Origin of the sequence: Amycolatopsis sp. WAC 01416 (assembly GCF_003947485.1) — a bacterium.
Lineage (GTDB): Bacteria > Actinomycetota > Actinomycetes > Mycobacteriales > Pseudonocardiaceae > Amycolatopsis.
Genome location: NZ_QHHX01000001.1, coordinates 509,439 through 528,859, shown reverse-complemented (window position 1 = coordinate 528,859; position 19,421 = coordinate 509,439). Strand labels below are relative to the sequence as shown.

Sequence of the window (19,421 nt, the reverse complement as noted above, 5' to 3'; positions counted from 1 at the left end):
AATCCACCGTCAAGGATCACCTCCGGGGCCGACGAGCCGAAATAGGCTCACTCCCGAGCATCGCCCGGTGGGGAACAGTATGTCCGCTTCCTGTGAGAGAAGCCACAGCTTCTTAACGTGGACTTAACTCCTTTGGAGGCGGTAAAAGCTCACGCGTCCCGTCGATGGGTGATCATCAGCCCGGCCGTATACACAATCACGCAGATGCCGCCGAAATAAGCCAAATATCCCCACGGCCCCAACGGCGGTTCGAGTTTCAACATCGCCACCGTGAGATCCGGTCCGGAAAACTGATTCGCCGCGAAGAACGGCATCCACTGGTAGATGTCGCCGCCCACTTTCGGAATCAGCACGACGAGGCCCTCGAGCAACTGCGTCCAGGCCAGCGCGAACCCGAGGGCGAACGCGGGGTTGCGGAACAGCAGCCCGAGACCGACGCCGAGCAGCCCGGTCAGGAGGAAGGTCAGGCCCTGGCCCGCCACCGCGCGCCAGTCGGCTCCCGAGGCGATGCCCAGGTCGGCGGCCGGTTCGATCAGATACGCGACCGCCCACGAGCCGAAGCCCACCAGCAGCCCGATCAGCCCCGAGAACACCCCGACGACGGCGCCCTTCGCCAGCAGCGCGGGCACCCGCGAGGGCACCGCCTGGAAGGTGAGCTTCATCGTGCCCCAGTTGAACTCCGTCGCCGCCGCGAGGATGGCGAGGACCAGCACCACGGTGCGGCCGAGCGCGCTGGCGACCTGGGTCGAGTTGACGCCCGTCTGGCCTTCGAGCGGCACGAAGCCGAAGAAGAGCGCGGTGTAGGCGAGCGCGACCACGACCGCGATACCCGCGCACCACCAGGGCGCGCGGGTGCTCAGCAGTTTGATCCGCTCCGCGCGGAGCATGTTCGCCGCGGTCATCGGACGACCTCCGGAACCGGGCCGGTGCCGTATTCGACGGCTCCGGCGGTGAGCTGCATGTACGCCTGTTCGAGCGAGCCGGTGAGCGGCTTCAGCTCGTGGAGGGTCGCGCCGGCGGCGAACGCGAGTTCGCCGATGTCGTCGCTGTCCATTTCGGACACGATGAGCGCGCCGTCCTCCTCGCGGAATCCGGCGCCCTTCTCGGTCAGCGCCGTCCGCAGTTCGGGTAGATGCGGGCTGCGGACCCGGACGCCGAGGCCCTTCGCGCGGCCGATGAAGTCCTCCATCGTGCCCTGGTAGATCAGCTTTCCGCGGCCGATCACGACGAGGTCCTGCGCGGTCTGCGCCATCTCCGGCAGCAGATGGCTGGACACGAACACGGTGCGGCCCTCGGCGGCGAGCGCGTGCATCAGCTTCCGGATCCACACGATGCCCTCGGGGTCGAGCCCGTTGACCGGCTCGTCGAACAGCAGCACGCGAGGGTCGCCCAGCAACGCCGTGGCGATCCCGAGCCGTTGCGACATCCCGAGCGAGAACTGCCCGGCCCGTTTGCGGGCGACCGATTCCAGCCCGACCAGCCGGAGCACCTCGTCGACGCGCTTGTCGGGCAGGCCGTTGGTCGCGGCGATCCACCGGAGGTGCTCGCGCGCGGTGCGGCCGGGATGCCGCCAGGTGGCGTCGATCATGCCGCCGACCGTCCGAAGTGGATCACGCAGTTCGCGGTAGGCCTTGCCGTCGATCGTCACCGTGCCCGACGTCGGGTTGTCGAGCCCGAGCATCATCCGCATGGTGGTGGACTTCCCCGCCCCGTTGGGGCCGAGGAATCCCGTCACGCGCCCCGCTTCGGCGGTGAAGGAAAGGTCGTCGACGGCGAGCTTGTCGCCGTAGCGTTTCGTGAGTCCGGTGGCCTCGATCATCAGCCCTCCCTCCGGTGGATTCCGACATTACGCGGGAAAGGACCGGGCTGCCCCCCGATTAGGCGGCCCGGTCCTTGTTCCCCTTTTTCTCCCCGGCCGGACGTCTCGCTCCCCCGAGTGAGGCGTCCGGCTTTCCCCTGTGGAAGTCCTTACGCGTCGCGTTTGTTCGCGACGACCAGCGAGATGACCAGCAGCACCAGCGCGAAGCCCGCGAAGTAGGCCAGCGAACCGGCCTGGCTCAACGGTGCGTTCGCCGCGGCGGGGCCCGAACCGCCGAGGAACCTGTCGGCGACGTGGAACGGCATCCAGTCGTAGATGTCCTTGCCGATCTTCGGGATGAGCTGGATCAGGTTCTCCACCGCGAGGGCGTAGATCAGCACGAGCGAGATGGCGCCGGCACTGTGCCGGATCAGGATGCCGATGGCGATCGCGATCACCGAGGCGAGTGCGAACACCACGCCCACCCCGGCGACACTGGTCCACTCCGCGGCGGTGTTCAGTGCGAGGTCTTCCGGCCGCATGACCGAAGCGAGGCCCCAGGCGCCGAACGCGGCGACTTCGCCGATCACGAGCGACAGGGTCGCGACCACGCCGGTCTTGGCCAGCAGCGCCGCGGTGCGATTCGGCACGGCCTGGAAGGTGGTCCGGATGGTGCTGAAGCGGTATTCGGTGGTCACCGAAAGCGCGGCGAGCACCATGATCACGGCCATGCCGAAGCCGTAACCGAACTGGGTCAGGCTGACGTCGGTGAGTTCCCCTTCGGGTGCGGCACCGGAGACGATGGCGGCGAAACCGATCACGACAGCGAGTGCGGCCAGCGCGCACCACCAGGGTGAGCGTGTGGTGAACAGCTTGATGCGTTCCACGGCGAGCAGAGTCATGGCTTTTCTTTCCTCGGAAGGTGAGCGGCTACTGGGCGGCGGAGAACGCGGCTTCGGCAGTGTCGTCCCTGAGACCCGTGTGGTACTCGACCGAATCGCCGGTGATCTGCATGAAGGCCTGCTCCAGGGAGCCGGTCTGCGGGCTGAGCTCGTGCAGCACGATCTGGTTGGCCGCGGCGATCTCGCCGATCTTGTCACTGTCCAAACCGGACACGACGAGCGATCGGTCGGCGTCGGTGACCTGTGCGCTCGCCTGAGTCAGCGCGGCGCGCAGGGCGGGCAGCTGAGGCGAGCGGACCTTGACCGTGTTCTCGGCGGCCCGCGAGACGAAGTCCTCGGTGGAGGACTGGGAGATCAGCTGCCCCTTGCCGATCACGACCAGGTGGCTCGCGGTCAGCGCCATCTCCGAAAGCAGGTGCGAGGAAACGAATACCGTGCGGCCTTCGTCGGCGAGCCGGTGCATGAACTTCCGGATCCAGAGGATGCCCTCGGGGTCGAGGCCGTTCACGGGCTCGTCGAAGAGGAGGACCTCCGGGTCGCCAAGCAGTGCCGCCGCGATCCCCAGCCGCTGCGACATGCCGAGGGAGAAACCACCGGCGCGCTTTCCGGCGACGCTGGTGAGCCCGACGGTCTCGAGCACCTCGTCGACCCGGCTCTCCGCGATCTTGTTGGACTTCGCCATCCACCGCAGATGCGCTCGCGCCGACCGGTTGGGGTGCACCCACTTGGCGTCCAGCAGCGCGCCGACCGTCCGCAGCGGTTCCTTCAGCTCGCGGTACAGCTTGCCCCCGATGCGCACCTGGCCCGCGGTCGGATTGTCCAGGCCGAGGATCATCCGCATGGTCGTCGACTTCCCCGCCCCGTTGGGGCCGAGGAATCCGGTGACCTCCCCGCCCGCGACGGAAAAGGACAGGTCGTTCACCGCCAGTGTCCTGCCGTACCGCTTGGTGAGGCCCACTGCCTCGATCATGTCTGCTCCCCTCGGCGACTGCGAGAACAATCGTCGTCCATGTGGGTGGTCGAGCGCGTCATCCTGAGGTGCCAACCTGATACCCGACCTGAGACGTAGCTTGCCGTCTCCGGGCGGCGTACGCGATCGGTGATACCCCTGAGAACGACCCTGATTCGCCAGGGTTAATGAACCGTGGTTCAATAATCGCATGGCGAGGCCTCGCACCATCACCGACGAACGACTGCTGACCGCGGCGGAGACCGTGATCGGCATGGTGGGCCCGGGTTTCACGCTCGCCCAGGTGGCGGCCGAAGCCGGGGTCGCGGTCGGCACCGTCGCCCAGCGATTCGGTTCGAAGAACGGCCTCTTGCAGGCATTGAGCCGGTTGAACACGCGGTCGGTCGTAGGGCGGATGCGGGAGTGCGGCGAGCTCGCCGATCCCGTCGAGGCGCTGCGGGCGGCGATCGTCGTGGTCTACGAGGGGTTGGGCACCCCGGCGACGGCGGCGAACCATCTCGGGCAGCTGGGGGTGGACATCGGGGATCCGGAACTCCGCGCCCTGCTGGGTGAACATTTCACCGCCGTGGAGGCGGAATTGCGGCGGCTGACGCGCGTCGCGGCACAGGACCTGCCGGGCGCGCCCGGGGTCGTCAGTGCGGCGCGGGTGCTGCTGGGGGTGGCGAACGGGGCCGCGCTGGACTGGTCGATCCGGCCGAAGGGCCGATTCGTCGACCGGATGGGGCAAGACGTGGACGCGGTGCTGACCGCGTGGAAAGGAGTGTCCTGAATGGACCGGAAAGTGGCCGTGGTCGCGGGGGCGACCAGGGGATGTGGCCGCGCGATCGCGGTGGAGCTCGGCAGGCTCGGCTGGACGGTGTTCGTCACCGGCCGTACGACGCGCGAGCACCAGTCGCCGATGAAGCGGTCGGAGACGATCGAAGACACCGCGGAGCTCGTGGACGCGGCGGGCGGCCGGGGGATCGCCGTCCGGACCGACTTCACCAAAGTGTCCGATGTGGACGCCTTGCGAGCGCGGATCGAGTCCGAAGTGGACGGCCGGATCGACGTACTGGTCGACGACGTCTGGGGCGGCGACCAGTACGCGGACTTCGAGGGGGCGTACTGGGACTCCAGCCTCGACGACGCGCTCACGCTGGTGCACAACGCGATCGACACGCACCTGATCGCGCTGCACCGGCTTCTCCCGCTGGTCGTGCGGCGGGAAGGCGGTCTCGTCATCGAGGTCACCGACGGCGACCACGACGAGTACGTCGGCGCGGGGATCCCGTACTTCCTCGCGAAATGCGGCATCCGCGCGATCGGCAGGGCGCTCGGCGCCGAACTGAAGAAGTACGGCTGTGTCGGCATGACCGTCACGCCGGGCTTCCTGCGTTCGGAAGCCATGCTCGACCACTTCGGGGTCACCGAGGAGACGTGGCGGGACGCGGTCGGCAAGTCCGCTCCGGTCGACTTCGCCATCTCGGAGACCCCGGCGCTGCTCGGGCGGGGTGTCGCGAAGCTGGCGACCGACCCGGAGGTCGAGCGGTTCGCGGGCAAAACGCTGGCCTCGTGGACGTTGATGAACGAGTACGGCCTGATCGACGTCGATGGCTCACGCCCCGACTTCGGCAAGTGGATGGCCGAAGTCCGGGACGCGGGCGAGGATGCCGAGACGGCGGACCACGCCCTGTACCGCTGATTCGAGGTCGGCCGCGCCCTCAAGTGTCCACAAGGGACGCTTGAGGAAGTGATCGTGCCCGATTGGGCAGTTTGCGCGGTGTTGCGGGGTCGTGAGTGGCGATTCGGGTTAGAACACGAATCGCCACTCACGACCGGTGCGCCTCACCCCGCCACCACCCCCATCCCCCGAAAGTGTCCCTTGTGGACTCTCGGGCACGTCCGGCTACCGTCGACCGTCCGGAACCAGGCCTTCACGGACGCGCCACGTTCCCGGCCAACACGTCCAGGTAGTGCTGGTTGAACATGACGCCGAGGACATTGCCGAACGGGTCGACGACGGCCGCGGTCACAAAGCCCGGCCCGCGCTCGATGATCGGCTCGTACTCCTTCGCGCCCTTCGCGAGCAGCTTCGCGAAGGCGTCCTCGACGTTGTCGACGGCCCAGTTCACGATGGCGCCACCGGGGCCGGGCTGGGCCATCGACGGCCGGAAGTCGCCGCGGACCAGGCCGAACTCGTGCTGGTAGTCGCCGATCCGGAACTCGACGTAGGCCGGCGCGCCGTCGGGACCGTTGCGGACGAAGTACGGCTCGATCCCGAAGAGATCGGAGTACCACTCGATCGCGGCGGCCATGTCGTCGGCGTAGAACGTGGTGGTGGTGAGACCTCGCAGCATTTCCTTCTCCTCCATCAAGTGGTTCTGGAGACAAGGATCCACCGCAAAGTGCTCACCGAATGACCACTTTTCCGGCGCGATCTCCGCAAGTAGTCACCTACTTGCGTCGATCCGGCCTCAGGTGACCCCGGGGCGCGCCAGCCCGGTTTCGTAGGCGAGCACCACGGCCTGCACCCGGTCGCGCAGGTCGAGCTTCGACAGGATCCGCCCGACGTGCGTTTTCACCGTCGCCTCGGACAGGAACAGCGTCTCGGCGATCTCCAGGTTCGAGAGGCCCTTCGCGATCAGCACGAGCACCTCGCGCTCGCGTTCGGTGAGGACGTCGAGTTCGGCCGCGTCCCGCATCGGCTTCCCGCCGCCGCCGACAAAGCGGTCGAGCAGCCGCCTGGTCACCGAAGGCGAGACCACGGCGTCGCCCGAAGCGACCGCTCGCAGCGCGGACACCAGGTGATCCGGCTGGGTGTCCTTCAGCAGGAACCCGCTCGCGCCGCCCTGCAACGCCGAATAGACGTACTCGTCCAGGTCGAACGTCGTCATCACGAGCACCCGCGCCGTCCCGGCCTCGACGATCCGTTTCGTCGCCTCGACCCCGTCCAGCACCGGCATCCGGACGTCCATCAGCACGACGTCCGGCCGCAGTTCCTCGGCGAGGCGGATGGCCTGCGCCCCGTCGCCCGCCTCGCCGACGACATCGATGTCGGCCTGCGCGCCAAGGACCATCCGGAACCCGACGCGCATCAATTCCTGGTCGTCGACGACCACCACCCGTATCACGTCGCCAACCTAACCGGGAGCCTCGCGTGCACCTGCCACCCTCCACCGGGAGCGGGTCCGACCTCCAGCGTGCCGCCGAAGACGTTCGCCCGTTCCTTCATTCCGATCAATCCGTTCCCACCGGGGACGGTGAGTCTCCGCGGCCCCGACGGAGCGCCGTGCGACCCCGTCTTCGTCGCGGCGGGCACCAGCTGTTTCGCGCGGCCGGCGCCGTCGTCGGTGATCCGGACGTCGATCACGTCGGCCTCGCGGCGCACCAGCACCTCCGCCTGCGCACCCTGTCCGGCGTGTTTCAGCGTGTTCGTCAGCGACTCCTGGACGATCCGGTACACGCCGAGCGAGACACCGGCGGGCAGCCCTGCCAGCGCGTCGGAACCGATCGCCAGCGTCACCGGCACACCGGCCTGGCGGATCCGGTCCGCGAGGTCGGTCAGCGCGCTGGCGTCCGGCTGCGGCACCCGCGGCTCGTCGTCGCCGTCACTGCGGAGCACGTCCAGCAGCCGTCGCAGCTCGGCGAGCGCGCCGCGACCGGTTTCCGAAATCGTCTGCAAGGCCCGTTTCGCCATCTCGGGATTCCCGTCGACCGCGTAGGACGCGCCGTCGGCCTGCACGACCATCACGCTCACCGCGTGCGCGACGACGTCGTGCAGCTCACGGGCGATCCGTCCGCGTTCCTCACCGACGGCGATCCTGGTCGCCTGGTCTCGTTCCGTCTCAAGCAGATGCAACCTGGCTTCCACCTCCTCGTGATAGGCGCGCCTCGCGCCGGCGAACTCGCCGAGCGTCCAGCACAGTGCGCTGGAGAAGATGCCGATGATCGCCAGCACCCACACGTCCTCCGGCGGGTCGGCCCACAGCTGGAGCCCCGAGGTGACCAGCGTCGCCAGCAGATACAGCAGTCCCTGTTTGCGTCCGACGTAGACCAGCACCGAGTAGATGCTGATCATCACCGCGAACGCGCTGGCCGCGCCCAGCTCCAGCGCCCCGTGCGGGATGCCGACCAGCAGCACCAGATACGCCGACCACAGCGTCGCCTTCCGCCGGAAGACCAGCGGCGCGACCATCGCGATGTCCAGCGGCACCGCCACGTACCAGGGCGGCATCGACTGGACTTCCGGCGTCTCGGCGGCGGCGACGTAAAGCAGCAGGTCGGTCAGCAGCAGGATGACGGCGATGGAACTGTCGCCCGCCATGGGGTGGGCACGCATCCAGAGGCTTAACCGTCGCACCTGGTAACACTATGTCGGCCTGTGTCGTTCGCGCGTCGGTCGCCGGTACCACCTTCGGTGCGACCCGAGGATGAGCGGCATGGCACGATTCTCCTCGGCAGGCTCGACGACTGGGAGGGGCAGGGCGCCGTGACGTCACCTTCGGAGCAGGGACGGCTCGCCGGTCCGCTGTCGATGTCGGTGGCCAATCTCTGCCATCGCCTGCAACCGCAGGTGTCCGCGCGGACCGCCGCCGGCTTCGCCGAAGTGCTGCGCAGGCTGGGCGGACCGCTGCAGGTCGCCGTCGCCGGCCGGATCAAATCGGGTAAGTCCACCCTGGTCAACGCCCTGATCGGGCGCCGGGTCGCGCCGACCGACGTCGGCGAGTGCACCCGGCTGGTGACCAGGTTCCAGTACGGCACCGTCGACCGCGTCGAGATCGTCTTCAACGACGGCCGCAAACAGGTGCTGCCCTTCTCCGCCGACGGGATGATCCCGGCGGAACTGGGCATCGACATCGACAAGGTCTCGCATATCGAGGCGTACCTCACCAACGCGGTCCTGCAGGGCATGACCGTCATCGACACCCCCGGCCTCGGTTCGCTCGACGCCGCTTCGGTGTCGCGGACCGAGGAGCTGCTGGGCGCGGCGAAGCACCGCAAGCCCGACGGTGACGAGGACGAGGACGAGGAAGAAGGCTCCGACGAGCTGGACGACACCTCGCGCAACGCCGTCGCGGGTGCCGAGGCCGTGCTCTACGTGGTCACGCAGGGCGTCCGCGCCGACGACCAGCAGGCCTTGGCCGCGTTCACCGCCGCGACCGCGAGCCGCGAGGCGGGTCCGGTCAACGCGATCGCGGTGCTCAACAAGGCGGACACCATCGCGCCGGAGTCGGTCGAAGGCTCGGGCGGCGACGTGTGGAAGGCCGCCACGCTCCTGTCGGAGAAGCAGGCCTCGACGCTGAAGCCCCGCGTCGCGGACGTGCTGCCGGTGATCGGGCTGATCGCGGAGTCGGCCGAGTCCGGCGGCTTCACCTCCCCCGACGCCGAAGCGCTGCGCCAGCTGGCCGAGATGGACGACGACATCCTCGAGACCATGCTGATCTCGGCGGACATCTTCACCAGCTGGGAATGCGACGTCGCGGCGGGCACCCGGCTGCGGCTGCTGGAGAAGCTGGACCTGTTCGGCGTCCGGTACGCCGTCGAGGCGATCCGCAAGGAACCCGAGATCACCGCGGGCTCGCTGCGGCGGAAGCTGCTCGACGCCTCCGGGCTCGAAGCCGTCCGTCAGCGGCTGAGCATCGTCTTCGCCGCCCGAGCCGACGGCATCAAGGCGGCCGCCGCGCTGGCTTCGGTCACCGCGCTGGCCCACGCGTCCGGCGACCCGGCGGAACGGCAGCGCGTCCACGACGCGATCGAGGTCCTGCTCGCCAAGCCCGAGGCACACCAGCTCCGGCTGCTCGAAGCGCTCACGCTGGTCGCTTCCGGCGCGGTCGACATGCCCGAGGACCTGTCCGAGGAGGTCCTGCGGGTCGGCAGCAACGCCGACATCGGCGCCCAGCTCGGCAAGCCGGGCGCTCCGCGCGCCGAGCTGGCGGCCCACGCCCTGGAACGCGCCGGCTGGTGGCGTTCCTTCGCGTCCTTCGGCGCGACGCCCGCCCAGAGCCGCGTCGCGCACGTCGTGCACCGGGCGTACTTCCTCATCTGGCAGCAGATCCGCGACTGACCCCTCCGCAATTAGTCACCTACTTGCCCCGGTACGCCTCCCGCGCGCGTATACGACCCGGGCAAGTAGGTGACTAATTGCGGGGTCGGTTTGATAAACCGAGCGCTCGGTCTAATAATGGGCGCATGGAAACGATCGTCGACGAGCCCCAGTGGCTGCGCACGGCCTCCTGGCTCGGCTGTCCGCTGGTCGGCGCCGCGCTCGGCTGGTTCCTCCAGTCGATTTCGGGCTGGGTGGCGTCCCTGAGCTGGGTCCCGTTCAAGGGCCCCTTCCAGCTCGTCTCGGATATGCCGCGGCCATGGGGCGTGGTCACCGGGATCGGTGTCGGCCTGGCCCTCGGCCTGTTCTTCGCCGCGGTCTGGGCGCACGAGCGGCTGATCGTCAAGGTGACGCCGACCCGCATCACGCTGACCACCAAGGGCCGCAGTCGCGCGTACGAAGCACAGCTCGAGGCCGTCTTCCTCGACGGCAAGGAACTGGTCCTGCTCGCCGCGGACGGCCGGGAACTGGTGCGGCAGAAGGGCGACGTCGACCGCGAAGCCGTCGCCAAGGCCTTCCTCGACCACGGCTACCCGTGGCTCGACGAGCCGCCGGCGGTGAAATGAGGACGGTCGACCCGGCCAAGCACGAGGCGAAACGCCGCGCCATCCTCGACGCCGCCGCGGGCTGTTTCGCGATGAAGGGCTTCGAGAAGACGACGACGGCGGAGATCTGCCGCGCCGCGGGGATCAGCACCGGCAGCCTGTTCCACTACTTTCCGAACAAGCGCGCGGTGTTCGTCGGCATCTTCGAGCAGGACGCCGACGAGACCGCGGCCCTGCTCGCGGCCGCCGAAGAGATCGAGGATCCGGGGGAAGCCATCCTCCAGGTCATCACCCATGTGTCGGAACAGCTTCTGCACCCTGTCATCGCCAAGCTCGTCCTCGAGGTCGCCGCGCAGTGTTCCCGTGACGGCGATCTGGCCAGGCTCATCCAGCGCAACGACCGTGCACTGCGCGACGGTCTCGTCGGCCTGGTGACACGGGCGGTGGACACGGGCCGGATCGATCCCGGTTTCGATCCGAAGACGGTGGCGAGCTGGCTGGTCGCGTTGGTCGATGCGCCGCTTTCACGCGTGATTCTGGAGCCGGACCTCGATCCGAAAGCGGAACTCGCGGTGATGAAGGAGCTGATCAGCAGATTCCTTCGTCCCGTTCTGCCGATTTCGCCCCCGGCCGACGGGCGTTTGGTCGACACTGGTGAAATCTCCCCGGGCTGATCAGCAGGCCCGGGACACCAGTTACGGGGGTCGATTCGGGTGGGTGCTTGGCTGCGCAAGAAGGCGGTCGACGAGGTGGACCCGGACGAAGTGCCGACAGGCCAGATCTCGGCGGCGATCATCGCCGAAGCGGATGGCGCGACTTCGCCGTCCGAGGGAACCGTGGCCGTCGAAGCCACGTCGAAGACCGATGTGGAGTCCACGACCACGGGTCCGGCCGACCTCGAACAGGCTCTCGCCGACCGGCAGGCGCTGATCCAGCTCTGCCTGTACGCCCTCGATCGCGCCCGCAGCGGCGGCGTCGTCGAGCGGCTGGAACACGGTCTCGCCGGGATCGGTGTCCGTGCCCTGCGCCCGGACGGTGAGCGGTTCGACCCCGCCGTGCACGAGGCGGGTGGCGCGGTCGCGACCGAAGATCCCGCGCTCGAAGGGCTCGTCGCGGAGACCGAGGTCGTCGGGTTCGCCGATCACGACCGGGTCCTGCGCGCGCCGATCGTCATCGTCTACGCGAAGAAGGCCCAGTGACCGCTCCGAGCGCGGCGACCAATCTGCCGGCGGTCGTGAAGAGCACGCGCGAGCAGCTGCTCACCGTCGTCCGCGAAGCGGATCCTCAGGCCGCGAAATGGGTCGAGGACATCCGGAAGGCGCGGCCGAAGAAGCCGTCGGTCGTGGTGGTCGGCGAGACCAACCGCGGCAAGAGCTCGCTCGTGAACGCGCTCCTGTCCATGCCGGGACTGTCCCCTGTGGACGCCGACGTCGCCACGGCGACGTATCTGGTCTTCGAGCACGCCGAGCAGTGGTCCGCGCAGGCCTGTTATCCGGGCCAGCTGGCGTCGGTGCCGATCAACCTCAACGACCTGATCCACTGGGTTTCGGCCGCGCACGAACTGCCGGAAGGGCAGATCCCGCCGCGTTACGTCGAGGTCTCCGGTCCGGTCCCGCTGCTCGAACGAGTGTCCATTGTGGATACCCCGGGGGTCGGCGGGCTCGACTCGATGCACGGCGAACTGGCGAAGGAGGCCGCCGCGGGCGCCACCGCGCTGCTGTTCGTCGTCGACGCATCCTCTCCCTTCACCGCGCAGGAGCTGCATTTCCTGCAGGACATGGGCGAGCGCGTCGAAACCGTGCTGTTCGCGCTGACCAAGACCGACCAGTTCCGCGGCTGGCGCGAGGTCCTCGAAGCCGACCGGCGGCTGCTCGCCGAGCACGCTCCCCGGTTCGCCGACGCGGTGTTCCATCCGGTGTCCGCGCGGATGTTCGAGACGGCGGCCAAGGCCCCGAACGAGCAGATGGCCATGATGCTGCGGGAAAAGGCCGGGATCGGCGCGCTGCAGGGCGCGTTGCAGGAGATGCTGGTCGGCCGCTCGGCGATGCTGGGCGAGGCCAACACCCTGCGCGCGCTGTCGAGCGCCCTCGCCGAGCTCAAGGCGAAGTCGCAGGCGGAAAGCCGTGCGCTGTCCGCCGGGGAGGCCGAGGCGGAACAGCTCCGCCAGCGCCGCGACGACCTGACCACCGAACGGCGCTCGTCGACGCGGGGCTGGCAGCTGAAACTGCGCGCGGAGATCCAGCGGACCCGCGTCGAGGTCGGACACGAGACCAGCAGGCAGATGCGCGACGCGTCGACGCATTTCCGGCAGCAGATCGACGGCGCGAAACGGGACGCCCTCGCCGCGTTGCCCCAGCAGGTCGACATCGCGTTGCAGACGACCTCGCAGCGGATCTCGATGCTGCTCTCCCAGCGGCTCAACCAGGTCACCAACGTCGCGCTTTCGGAGCTGTTCTCGGCCGAAGAGCTCGCCATCATCCGCGGCCAGTTCGCCAGGGCGGGCGGCCCGCCGGTCGTGCTGCGCCCGCCGGACAAGAAACCGCCGACGGCCGAGGACAAACTGCTCATCTTCATGGGTGTTTCTGGTGGTCTCGGCGCCGGAAAGGTCGCCGCGCTGCCGCTGGCGGGTGTCGCGATCCTGAATCCGGTGATCCTGCCCGCCACGATCATCATCGGCCTCGGCGCCGGCTGGTGGATGGCGCGCACCCGCAAACACGCCTCGGACAAGCAGCATATGAAGCAGTGGCTGGTCGAGGCGATCGCGGACGCGCGTTCCACGCTGGACCAGCTCGTCGCGGAGCAGCTGATCGAGGCCGAACAGCAGCTGTCGATGGCGCTCGACGAGGCCCTCGGCCGCCGCATCGACGCGATCGAGGCGGAGCTGAAGGAAGTCGACAAGACGATCAAGATGGGCGCGCAGGAACGGGCGAAGAAGATCTCGGTGGTCGCGAAGCGCCTGAAGGACGTCTCGGACGGTCGCGATCGCGCTGAGGCACTGCTCGGTCGCATTCGGTCACTGCGCGACGCCTGACCAGGGTGGTCCTGTTGTGGACCGGAACCGAACCGGCCTACGGTGAGTCCTAAGCTTCGACACACCAGCAGGTCAACGAGGGGGTTATCCCATGTGGGTCGACGAGAGCGGCGGCACGGACACCGAGACGGGCTCCACGGAGGCGGTCACGGTCCACGTTGACGGCGAGGAGTACCAGGCCGAGCTCAACTACGACCTCGACAAGGACGGCGTGAACGACGCCGCGGTCATCCAGCACGAAGACGGCACCGGCCAGGCGTTCGTCGACACCGACGGCGACGGCGAGGCCGACCAGTACGCGGTGCTGGACGAGAACGGCAAGGTCGTCCAGGAAGCCGTCTACGACGAGGCGTCCGGCGCCTGGGTCGAGGCCGGTGGCGGTAGCGACGACGGCGGTTCCGACGCGGGCACCAGCGGCACCATGCACGCCGACATGCCCAGCGGCGACGTCGAGATCGGCCCGCCGACGATCGACACCAACGGTGACGGGACTCCCGACACCGCCGTCGTCCAGACGGAGGACGGCCGCACCATCGCCTTCACCGACAAGGACGGCGACGGCAACGCCGACATCGCGGTGGAGACCGACGCCTCCGGCAACTCCAAGACCTACGAGCACACCGGCCCCGGCCAGTGGACCGAGGTCAGCAGCGGCGTGGTCAACGACGACATCGGCTCGGCCTTCGCGAGCACTCCGGCCGCCGTCGAGGGCGACCCCGCGGGTGACGCGGCGTGGGGCGGCGCGGGCACCGAAACACTCGAAGGTGTGGCGAAGATCGATTCTTCGACCGGCCAGTGGATCAGCCTGAACTGATTCCGGAAATGGTTTAAACCATCGTCAGAATGGTCTAGGCCATTTTAGAACCCGAATTCGTGTAATCCTGGTCACAGAACAGCCCGGTACGAAACCTCGTGCCGGGCTTTCTCATGTCCGATTCGCCCCATCGCCGTGCCGTCGATCACCGGAAGAATTTCTGCGTATGGCCCATTCCGGTGATACTGAATCGATTCCCTTATCGTTCTTGTGAGAGAACCGACAGGTCAGCTCTCGGTTACCTGCCGGTCATCCGGCTACTCTCGGGGAATCCCAAAACCTGCACACCGGCCTTCCCGCCGGTGTGCGAAGCCATTCGGTCGCCGGCATCGAAGCCCGCATCGGAACAGCGTCGTTCCCGGTGTGGGCTTCTGCCGTCGGAAGTCAGGAGAAGAGATGACCGCAGTCGCCATCCCCGGACTGGAAAATGCGCCGACGACGCACAGTGGCGTGCTGTCCTGGGTCCGGGAGGTCGCCGAACTGACCACTCCGGACCGCGTGGTGTGGGTCGACGGGTCCGACGAAGAGGCCGCGCGCATCAACGCCGAGCTGGTCTCCGCCGGCACGTTCGTGCAGCTCGACGCGAAGCCCAACTCGTACTGGGCCGCTTCCGACCCGAATGACGTCGCCCGCGTCGAAGAGCGCACCTTCATCTGTTCGGATAACGAAGCCGACGCCGGTCCCACCAACAACTGGATGGACCCGGCCGAGATGAAGGCCACGATGACGGAGCTGTACCGCGGATGCATGCGCGGTCGCACGATGTACGTCATCCCCTTCTGCATGGGCCCCCTCGGAGCCGAAGACCCCAAGCTCGGCATCGAGATCACCGACTTCGCCTACGTCGTCGCCTCCATGCGCGTGATGACCCGCGCCGGCAAGGCCGCGCTGGACAAGTTCGTCACCGAGGACGGCACCGAGCGCGCGTTCGTCCCCGCCCTGCACTCCGTCGGCGCGCCGCTGGAGCCGGGTCAGGAGGACGTCTCCTGGCCGTGCAACACCACCAAGTACATCTCGCACTTCCCCGAGACCCGCGAGATCTGGAGCTACGGCTCCGGCTACGGCGGCAACTCGCTGCTCGGCAAGAAGTGCTACTCGCTGCGCATCGGCTCGGTCATCGCCCGCGACGAGGGCTGGCTGGCCGAGCACATGCTGATCCTCAAGCTGATCTCGCCCGAGGACAAGGTCCACTACGTCGCGGCGGCGTTCCCGAGCGCCTGCGGCAAGACCAACCTCGCCATGCTGCAGCCGACCATCCCCGGCTGGCGCGCCGAGACCCTCGGCGACGACATCGCGTGGATGCGGTTCGGCGAGGACGGCCGCCTGTACGCGGTGAACCCCGAGTTCGGCTTCTTCGGCGTCGCGCCGGGCACCGACTGGCACACCAACCCCAACGCGATGCGCACCATCGAAAAGGGCAACACGGTGTACACGAACGTCGCGCTCACCGACGACGGCGACGTCTGGTGGGAGGGCATGGGCGAGAAGCCCGCCCACGTCACCTCCTGGAAGAAGCAGGACTGGACGCCGGAGTCGGAAGAGAAGGCCGCGCACCCGAACTCGCGGTACTGCACGCCGATGTCGCAGTGCCCGATCCTCGCGCCCGAGTGGGACGACCCGCAGGGTGTGCCGATCTCGGCGATCCTGTTCGGCGGCCGCCGCAAGACCACGGTCCCGCTGGTGAACGAGGCCCGCGACTGGCAGCACGGCGTGTTCATGGGCGCCACCATGTCTTCGGAGACCACCGCGGCCGCCGCCGGCGCGGTCGGCAACGTGCGCCGCGACCCGATGGCCATGCTGCCGTTCCTCGGCTACCACGCCGGTGACTACTTCAAGCACTGGCTGGACCTCGGCAAGAACGCCGACGCGGACAAGCTGCCGAAGATCTTCTACGTCAACTGGTTCCGCCGCGGCGACGACGGCCGCTTCCTGTGGCCGGGCTTCGGCGAGAACTCGCGGATCCTGAAGTGGGTCATCGAGCGCGTCGAGGGCAAGGGCAACGCGAACGAGACCCCGGTCGGCTTCGTGCCGAAGGCCGAGGACCTCGACACCGAGGGCCTCAAGGAGCCGCTGGCCGACATCCAGGCCGCGCTGGACGTCTCCGCCGAGGAGTGGCGCCAGGAACTGCCGCTCATCGAGGAGTGGTTCGAGAAGATCGGCGACAAGGTCCCGGCTTCGCTGCGTGACGAGCTGGACGCGCTCAAGTCTCGGCTCGAGCGCTGACGCAAACGTGCCGAAGGGGCGCCCGTGCCGTCTCCACCTCACGGTGGGAGCGGAGGGCGCCCCTTCATCACGTTTCCGGGGGCCTTCGGCCCGAAAGAGGGCGCTCGAGCGGTGAAGTCTCCGTCGGGCGCGGGGCGCCCTTGGGGAGACCTTTCGGTGCCGGGGGGATCGCTCGGGTTCGGGTTCGGGTTCGGGTTGGGCGGCTTGGTGTGAGCCTCATCCTCGGAGTCATTCCCGGGGATGAGGCCGTCTTCTTTCGCGCTCGGTACCGTGGCCGCATGGTCAAATTCGGCGTCAACATGGTCGTCCCGGAGACCCGCGCGGCGTGGGTCGGCAAGTGCCGCAAGGCCGAAGACCTCGGGTTCGACGTGATCGGCGCGGCGGACCACCTCGGCATGGCACCGCCCTTTCCGGCGCTCGTGCTCGCCGCCGAGGTGACGAGCCGCCCCAGGCTCAACACCTTCGTCATCAACACGGCCTTCTACAACCCGGTGCTGCTCGCCCGCGACGTCACCGGCACCGACCAGTTCACCGAGGGCAGGCTGGAGCTCGGCCTGGGGGCCGGTTACGTGAAGGCCGAATTCGAAGCGATGGGAATGGAGTTCCCCCGCGCCGGACAGCGCGTCGCCCACCTCGAAAAAACGATCAAAGAACTCAACCGGCTCTATGCCGACGAAAAGCACAAACCGGCCACGGTGCAGAAACCGGGGCCGCCGCTGATGATCGCCGGCCGCGGCGACAGGCTGCTCACGCTCGCCGCCGAACACGCCGACATCATCGGGTTCACCGGCACGGCCGCCGTTCCCGACGGAGGAGCACTCGCCGTCGACGACGCCACCGGGATCGCGGAGCGGGCGGACTTCGTCCGCGGAAAACTGAAGGGCCGCGCCGCCGAATTCAATATCCTCGCGCATTTCGTCGCCGTGGTCGAAGACCGGCGAGAGGGTTTGGAGAGCCTGCGAGAGCTGCTCGAAGGCAAGCTCACCGTCGAACAACTCGCCGAGCTGCCGACGGCTCTGGTCGGCACGCACGAGCAGATCGCCGAACAGATCCTGGCGCATCGTGAGCGGTTCGGGTTCACCTACTTCACCGTGCTGGAGCACAACATGGACGCGCTCGCACCGGTGATCGAGTTGTTGCGCGACAAATGATCGACGTACGCGGGCTCGGCGTCCAGGCCGGGGATCTCTGGTTGTTCGACGGCCTCGACTTCGAGGTCGATGCGGGCGAATGCGCGGTCATCGTCGGCCCCAACGGGGTGGGCAAATCGACCCTGTTGCGGTGTCTGTACGGCACGCAGACGCCGCAGCGCGGACGCGTCGTCGTCGCGGGCGGGAAACCCGACGAACGCGAGGTTTCCTTTCGCCGCAAGGTTTCCGTGTTGTTCGACGATTCCGATTTCTTCGCCGAACTGACTCCGCTTCAGCATCTCGAACTGCTGGAGGGCTCGTTCGGGGCCGACCTCGGCGATTTCGACGCGTTGCTGGCGGACGCGGGGCTCTCGGAACGCGCGAAGGTCACCGCGGGCAAGTTCTCCGCCGGGCAACGCCGTCGCCTGTTGCTGCTCGGCGCGACCGCGCGGCCGCACGACGTCCTGCTGCTCGACGAGCCCGAGCGGGCGCTCGACGTCGCAGGGAAGGAATGGCTGACGTCGTTGATCAAGCGTTCGACCGACGCCGGGGCGGCCGTCGTCGTGGCCACGCATCATCCCCCGCTGCTCGAAGCGGCCGACTCCACCCTCGAGCTCTGCTGATGCCTTCTCGGCGGAAAGGAGTACCTCGAAGGTGGTGACCACGAAAGCCCCCACGCACGTCCCGGGACGGCAGCGATTCGGCGGGTTGCTCAACGGGGATTACCAGACCTTCCTGGCACTGTTCGGCTTCGGCGCGCTGTTCACCGCCTTCCAGAACCTGCCGAAGCTCCGCGACTTCCTTTTTGGACAGTCCGTTGTGGACTTCCCGGCGGTGTTCGGCCTGCTGGTGGTGCTGTGCGCGATGTTCTGGCGCAGCCTGCTTCGCCGCGGCTTCGTCTGGGCCGAGCCGGCGGCGCTGACCTGGATGGACTTCGCCCGCGTCGACAGACGCCGTGTCGTCGTGAAGCGGATGTGGGCGCTCTGGTCCGGGCTGGTCGTCGTGGTCGGCTACACCGGGGCGCTGGTCACCGCGATCGGTGGCGGGTCGAAGGACGTGTGGATCGCGATGTCGGCGTTGACCGCCTCCGGCGCGATCCTGGCCGCCGTCACCGCGCGGCGGACGGCGATCCGCGGGGAAACGGCGGGTCCGGTCGTGCTCGCGCTGGCCGGTCTGGCGACGGCGGCCGCGGGGCTGGGCCCGATCGCGATCGAGGTGCTGGCCGGCGGGCTGTTCGCGGTGGCGGTGGCGGTGGCCGTCTGCGGCGAGCCGATGTCCGGGGTCGGGCGCCAGGAACTCGTCGACGGCTGGAACGCGCGGCTCCTGCGGGCGATGGCCGCGGTCTTCATGGACCCCATGCTGCTGATCCCGGAATCGAAGCCGGTGCCGTGGCTGACGCTGCGGCGTCCGACGACGCTGCGGCTCGCGTGGGCGGGCGTGCTCGGCCGGATGCGTTACGCGGCGGCCGGCGTGGTGATCGCTTGCCTGGTCGGTCTCGGGCACCTGGCCTTCCCCGCCGTCCCGGTGGTGCCGCTGTTCGCGCTCGGCGCGTACGCGGCGCTCGTGCCGTTCGTCGGCGGGCTCGGCGAACTGTGGCGCAATCCCGGCCGCAGGCGATGGCTCGGCGCCTCCGACTGGGAGCTGCGGCTGGTCAACGGCCTGGTCTTCGCCCTGCTCGGCCTCGGCTGGGGAGTGCTGCTCGGCCTGGTGACGTTGACCCTCGGGGTGATCCCGGCCTGGCCGGTGTGGCTCGCGATCCCGCTCGCCGTGGTCGCCGCGCTGCGGACGGCGACCCGGCCGCCGATGAACTACGACGTCGCCGGCGGGGCCGCCGGCTTCCAAGCCCTGCGAGGCGTGGACGTACTGGCCGTCGGCGCCGTCTTGCTCAGCGTGATCGCCTGAGGTCACCCGTTCCCGCGTTCGGAT

Annotated in this window: 19 protein-coding genes; 12 read left to right on the top strand and 7 right to left on the bottom strand. The window is 68.4% G+C overall.

Going from position 1 to position 19,421, the window contains the following annotated elements:
- Positions 1-149: 149 nt before the first annotated feature.
- The 4 genes from DL990_RS02650 to DL990_RS02635 form a co-directional block, all read right to left on the bottom strand.
- The gene (locus DL990_RS02650) at positions 150-902 is read right to left on the bottom strand and encodes a hypothetical protein (RefSeq protein ID WP_125797780.1); all 753 of its coding nucleotides are present in this window, start codon (positions 900-902) and stop codon (positions 150-152) included.
- Positions 899-1,819, bottom strand: a complete 921-nt coding sequence (locus DL990_RS02645; protein ID WP_125779981.1) for an ABC transporter ATP-binding protein — start codon at positions 1,817-1,819, stop codon at positions 899-901. The genes DL990_RS02650 and DL990_RS02645 overlap by 4 nt, the downstream gene beginning before the upstream one ends.
- A gap of 149 nt (positions 1,820-1,968) precedes the next feature.
- On the bottom strand, positions 1,969-2,700 hold the full coding sequence (locus DL990_RS02640; protein ID WP_125779979.1) for an ABC transporter permease: 732 nt from the start codon (positions 2,698-2,700) through the stop codon (positions 1,969-1,971).
- 28 nt (positions 2,701-2,728) lie between these two features.
- Positions 2,729-3,670: an ABC transporter ATP-binding protein gene (locus tag DL990_RS02635; RefSeq protein WP_125779977.1), complete on the bottom strand. Its 942-nt coding sequence runs from the start codon at positions 3,668-3,670 to the stop codon at positions 2,729-2,731.
- 190 nt (positions 3,671-3,860) lie between these two features.
- On the opposite strand from DL990_RS02635, the gene DL990_RS02630 reads away from it, so the two are divergent.
- Entirely contained in the window at positions 3,861-4,439 is a 579-nt protein-coding gene (locus DL990_RS02630; protein ID WP_125779975.1) for a TetR/AcrR family transcriptional regulator, read from the top strand.
- Entirely contained in the window at positions 4,440-5,351 is a 912-nt protein-coding gene (locus DL990_RS02625; RefSeq protein WP_125797779.1) for an SDR family NAD(P)-dependent oxidoreductase, read from the top strand.
- 232 nt (positions 5,352-5,583) lie between these two features.
- On the opposite strand, the gene DL990_RS02620 is transcribed toward DL990_RS02625, so the two are convergent.
- From DL990_RS02620 to DL990_RS02610, 3 genes are all read right to left on the bottom strand, one after another.
- A complete protein-coding gene (locus DL990_RS02620; RefSeq protein ID WP_125779971.1) occupies positions 5,584-6,006 on the bottom strand; it encodes a VOC family protein in 423 nt (140 codons plus the stop codon).
- 117 nt (positions 6,007-6,123) lie between these two features.
- Complete coding sequence (locus DL990_RS02615; RefSeq protein ID WP_005167029.1) at positions 6,124-6,780, bottom strand: response regulator transcription factor; 657 nt, start codon at positions 6,778-6,780, stop codon at positions 6,124-6,126.
- Positions 6,777-7,973 carry a sensor histidine kinase gene (locus DL990_RS02610; RefSeq protein WP_125780080.1) on the bottom strand — a complete coding sequence of 399 codons (1,197 nt, stop codon included), beginning with the start codon at positions 7,971-7,973 and terminating at the stop codon, positions 6,777-6,779. The genes DL990_RS02615 and DL990_RS02610 overlap by 4 nt, the downstream gene beginning before the upstream one ends.
- 165 nt (positions 7,974-8,138) lie before the next feature.
- Here DL990_RS02610 and DL990_RS02605 point away from each other — a divergent pair, with 165 nt between their 5' ends.
- The 10 genes from DL990_RS02605 (at position 8,139) to DL990_RS02560 (ending at position 19,397) form a co-directional block, all read left to right on the top strand.
- Positions 8,139-9,713 (top strand): dynamin family protein, encoded by a 1,575-nt coding sequence (locus tag DL990_RS02605; RefSeq protein ID WP_125780078.1) that lies wholly within the window; start codon positions 8,139-8,141, stop codon positions 9,711-9,713.
- Between the two features lie 125 nt (positions 9,714-9,838).
- Complete coding sequence (locus DL990_RS02600) at positions 9,839-10,318, top strand: hypothetical protein (protein WP_125779969.1); 480 nt, start codon at positions 9,839-9,841, stop codon at positions 10,316-10,318.
- On the top strand, positions 10,315-10,971 hold the full coding sequence (locus DL990_RS02595; protein WP_125779967.1) for a TetR/AcrR family transcriptional regulator: 657 nt from the start codon (positions 10,315-10,317) through the stop codon (positions 10,969-10,971). The genes DL990_RS02600 and DL990_RS02595 overlap by 4 nt, the downstream gene beginning before the upstream one ends.
- A 39-nt stretch (positions 10,972-11,010) precedes the next feature.
- A complete protein-coding gene (grpE, locus tag DL990_RS02590; protein ID WP_125779965.1) occupies positions 11,011-11,496 on the top strand; it encodes a nucleotide exchange factor GrpE in 486 nt (161 codons plus the stop codon).
- Positions 11,493-13,328 carry a dynamin family protein gene (locus tag DL990_RS02585; protein ID WP_125779963.1) on the top strand — a complete coding sequence of 612 codons (1,836 nt, stop codon included), beginning with the start codon at positions 11,493-11,495 and terminating at the stop codon, positions 13,326-13,328. The genes grpE and DL990_RS02585 overlap by 4 nt, the downstream gene beginning before the upstream one ends.
- 91 nt (positions 13,329-13,419) lie before the next feature.
- Positions 13,420-14,142 carry a DUF6802 family protein gene (locus DL990_RS02580; protein ID WP_125779961.1) on the top strand — a complete coding sequence of 241 codons (723 nt, stop codon included), beginning with the start codon at positions 13,420-13,422 and terminating at the stop codon, positions 14,140-14,142.
- A 396-nt stretch (positions 14,143-14,538) separates the two neighbouring features.
- Positions 14,539-16,365 (top strand): phosphoenolpyruvate carboxykinase (GTP), encoded by a 1,827-nt coding sequence (locus DL990_RS02575; RefSeq protein ID WP_125779959.1) that lies wholly within the window; start codon positions 14,539-14,541, stop codon positions 16,363-16,365.
- 278 nt (positions 16,366-16,643) lie between these two features.
- Positions 16,644-17,516, top strand: a complete 873-nt coding sequence (locus tag DL990_RS02570; RefSeq protein ID WP_125779957.1) for a TIGR03621 family F420-dependent LLM class oxidoreductase — start codon at positions 16,644-16,646, stop codon at positions 17,514-17,516.
- Positions 17,513-18,118 carry an ABC transporter ATP-binding protein gene (locus DL990_RS02565; RefSeq protein WP_125797778.1) on the top strand — a complete coding sequence of 202 codons (606 nt, stop codon included), beginning with the start codon at positions 17,513-17,515 and terminating at the stop codon, positions 18,116-18,118. Before DL990_RS02570 ends, DL990_RS02565 begins: the two co-directional genes overlap by 4 nt.
- Positions 18,119-18,149: 31 nt before the next feature.
- On the top strand, positions 18,150-19,397 hold the full coding sequence (locus tag DL990_RS02560; RefSeq protein ID WP_125797777.1) for a DUF6297 family protein: 1,248 nt from the start codon (positions 18,150-18,152) through the stop codon (positions 19,395-19,397).
- Positions 19,398-19,421: the final 24 nt, after the last annotated feature.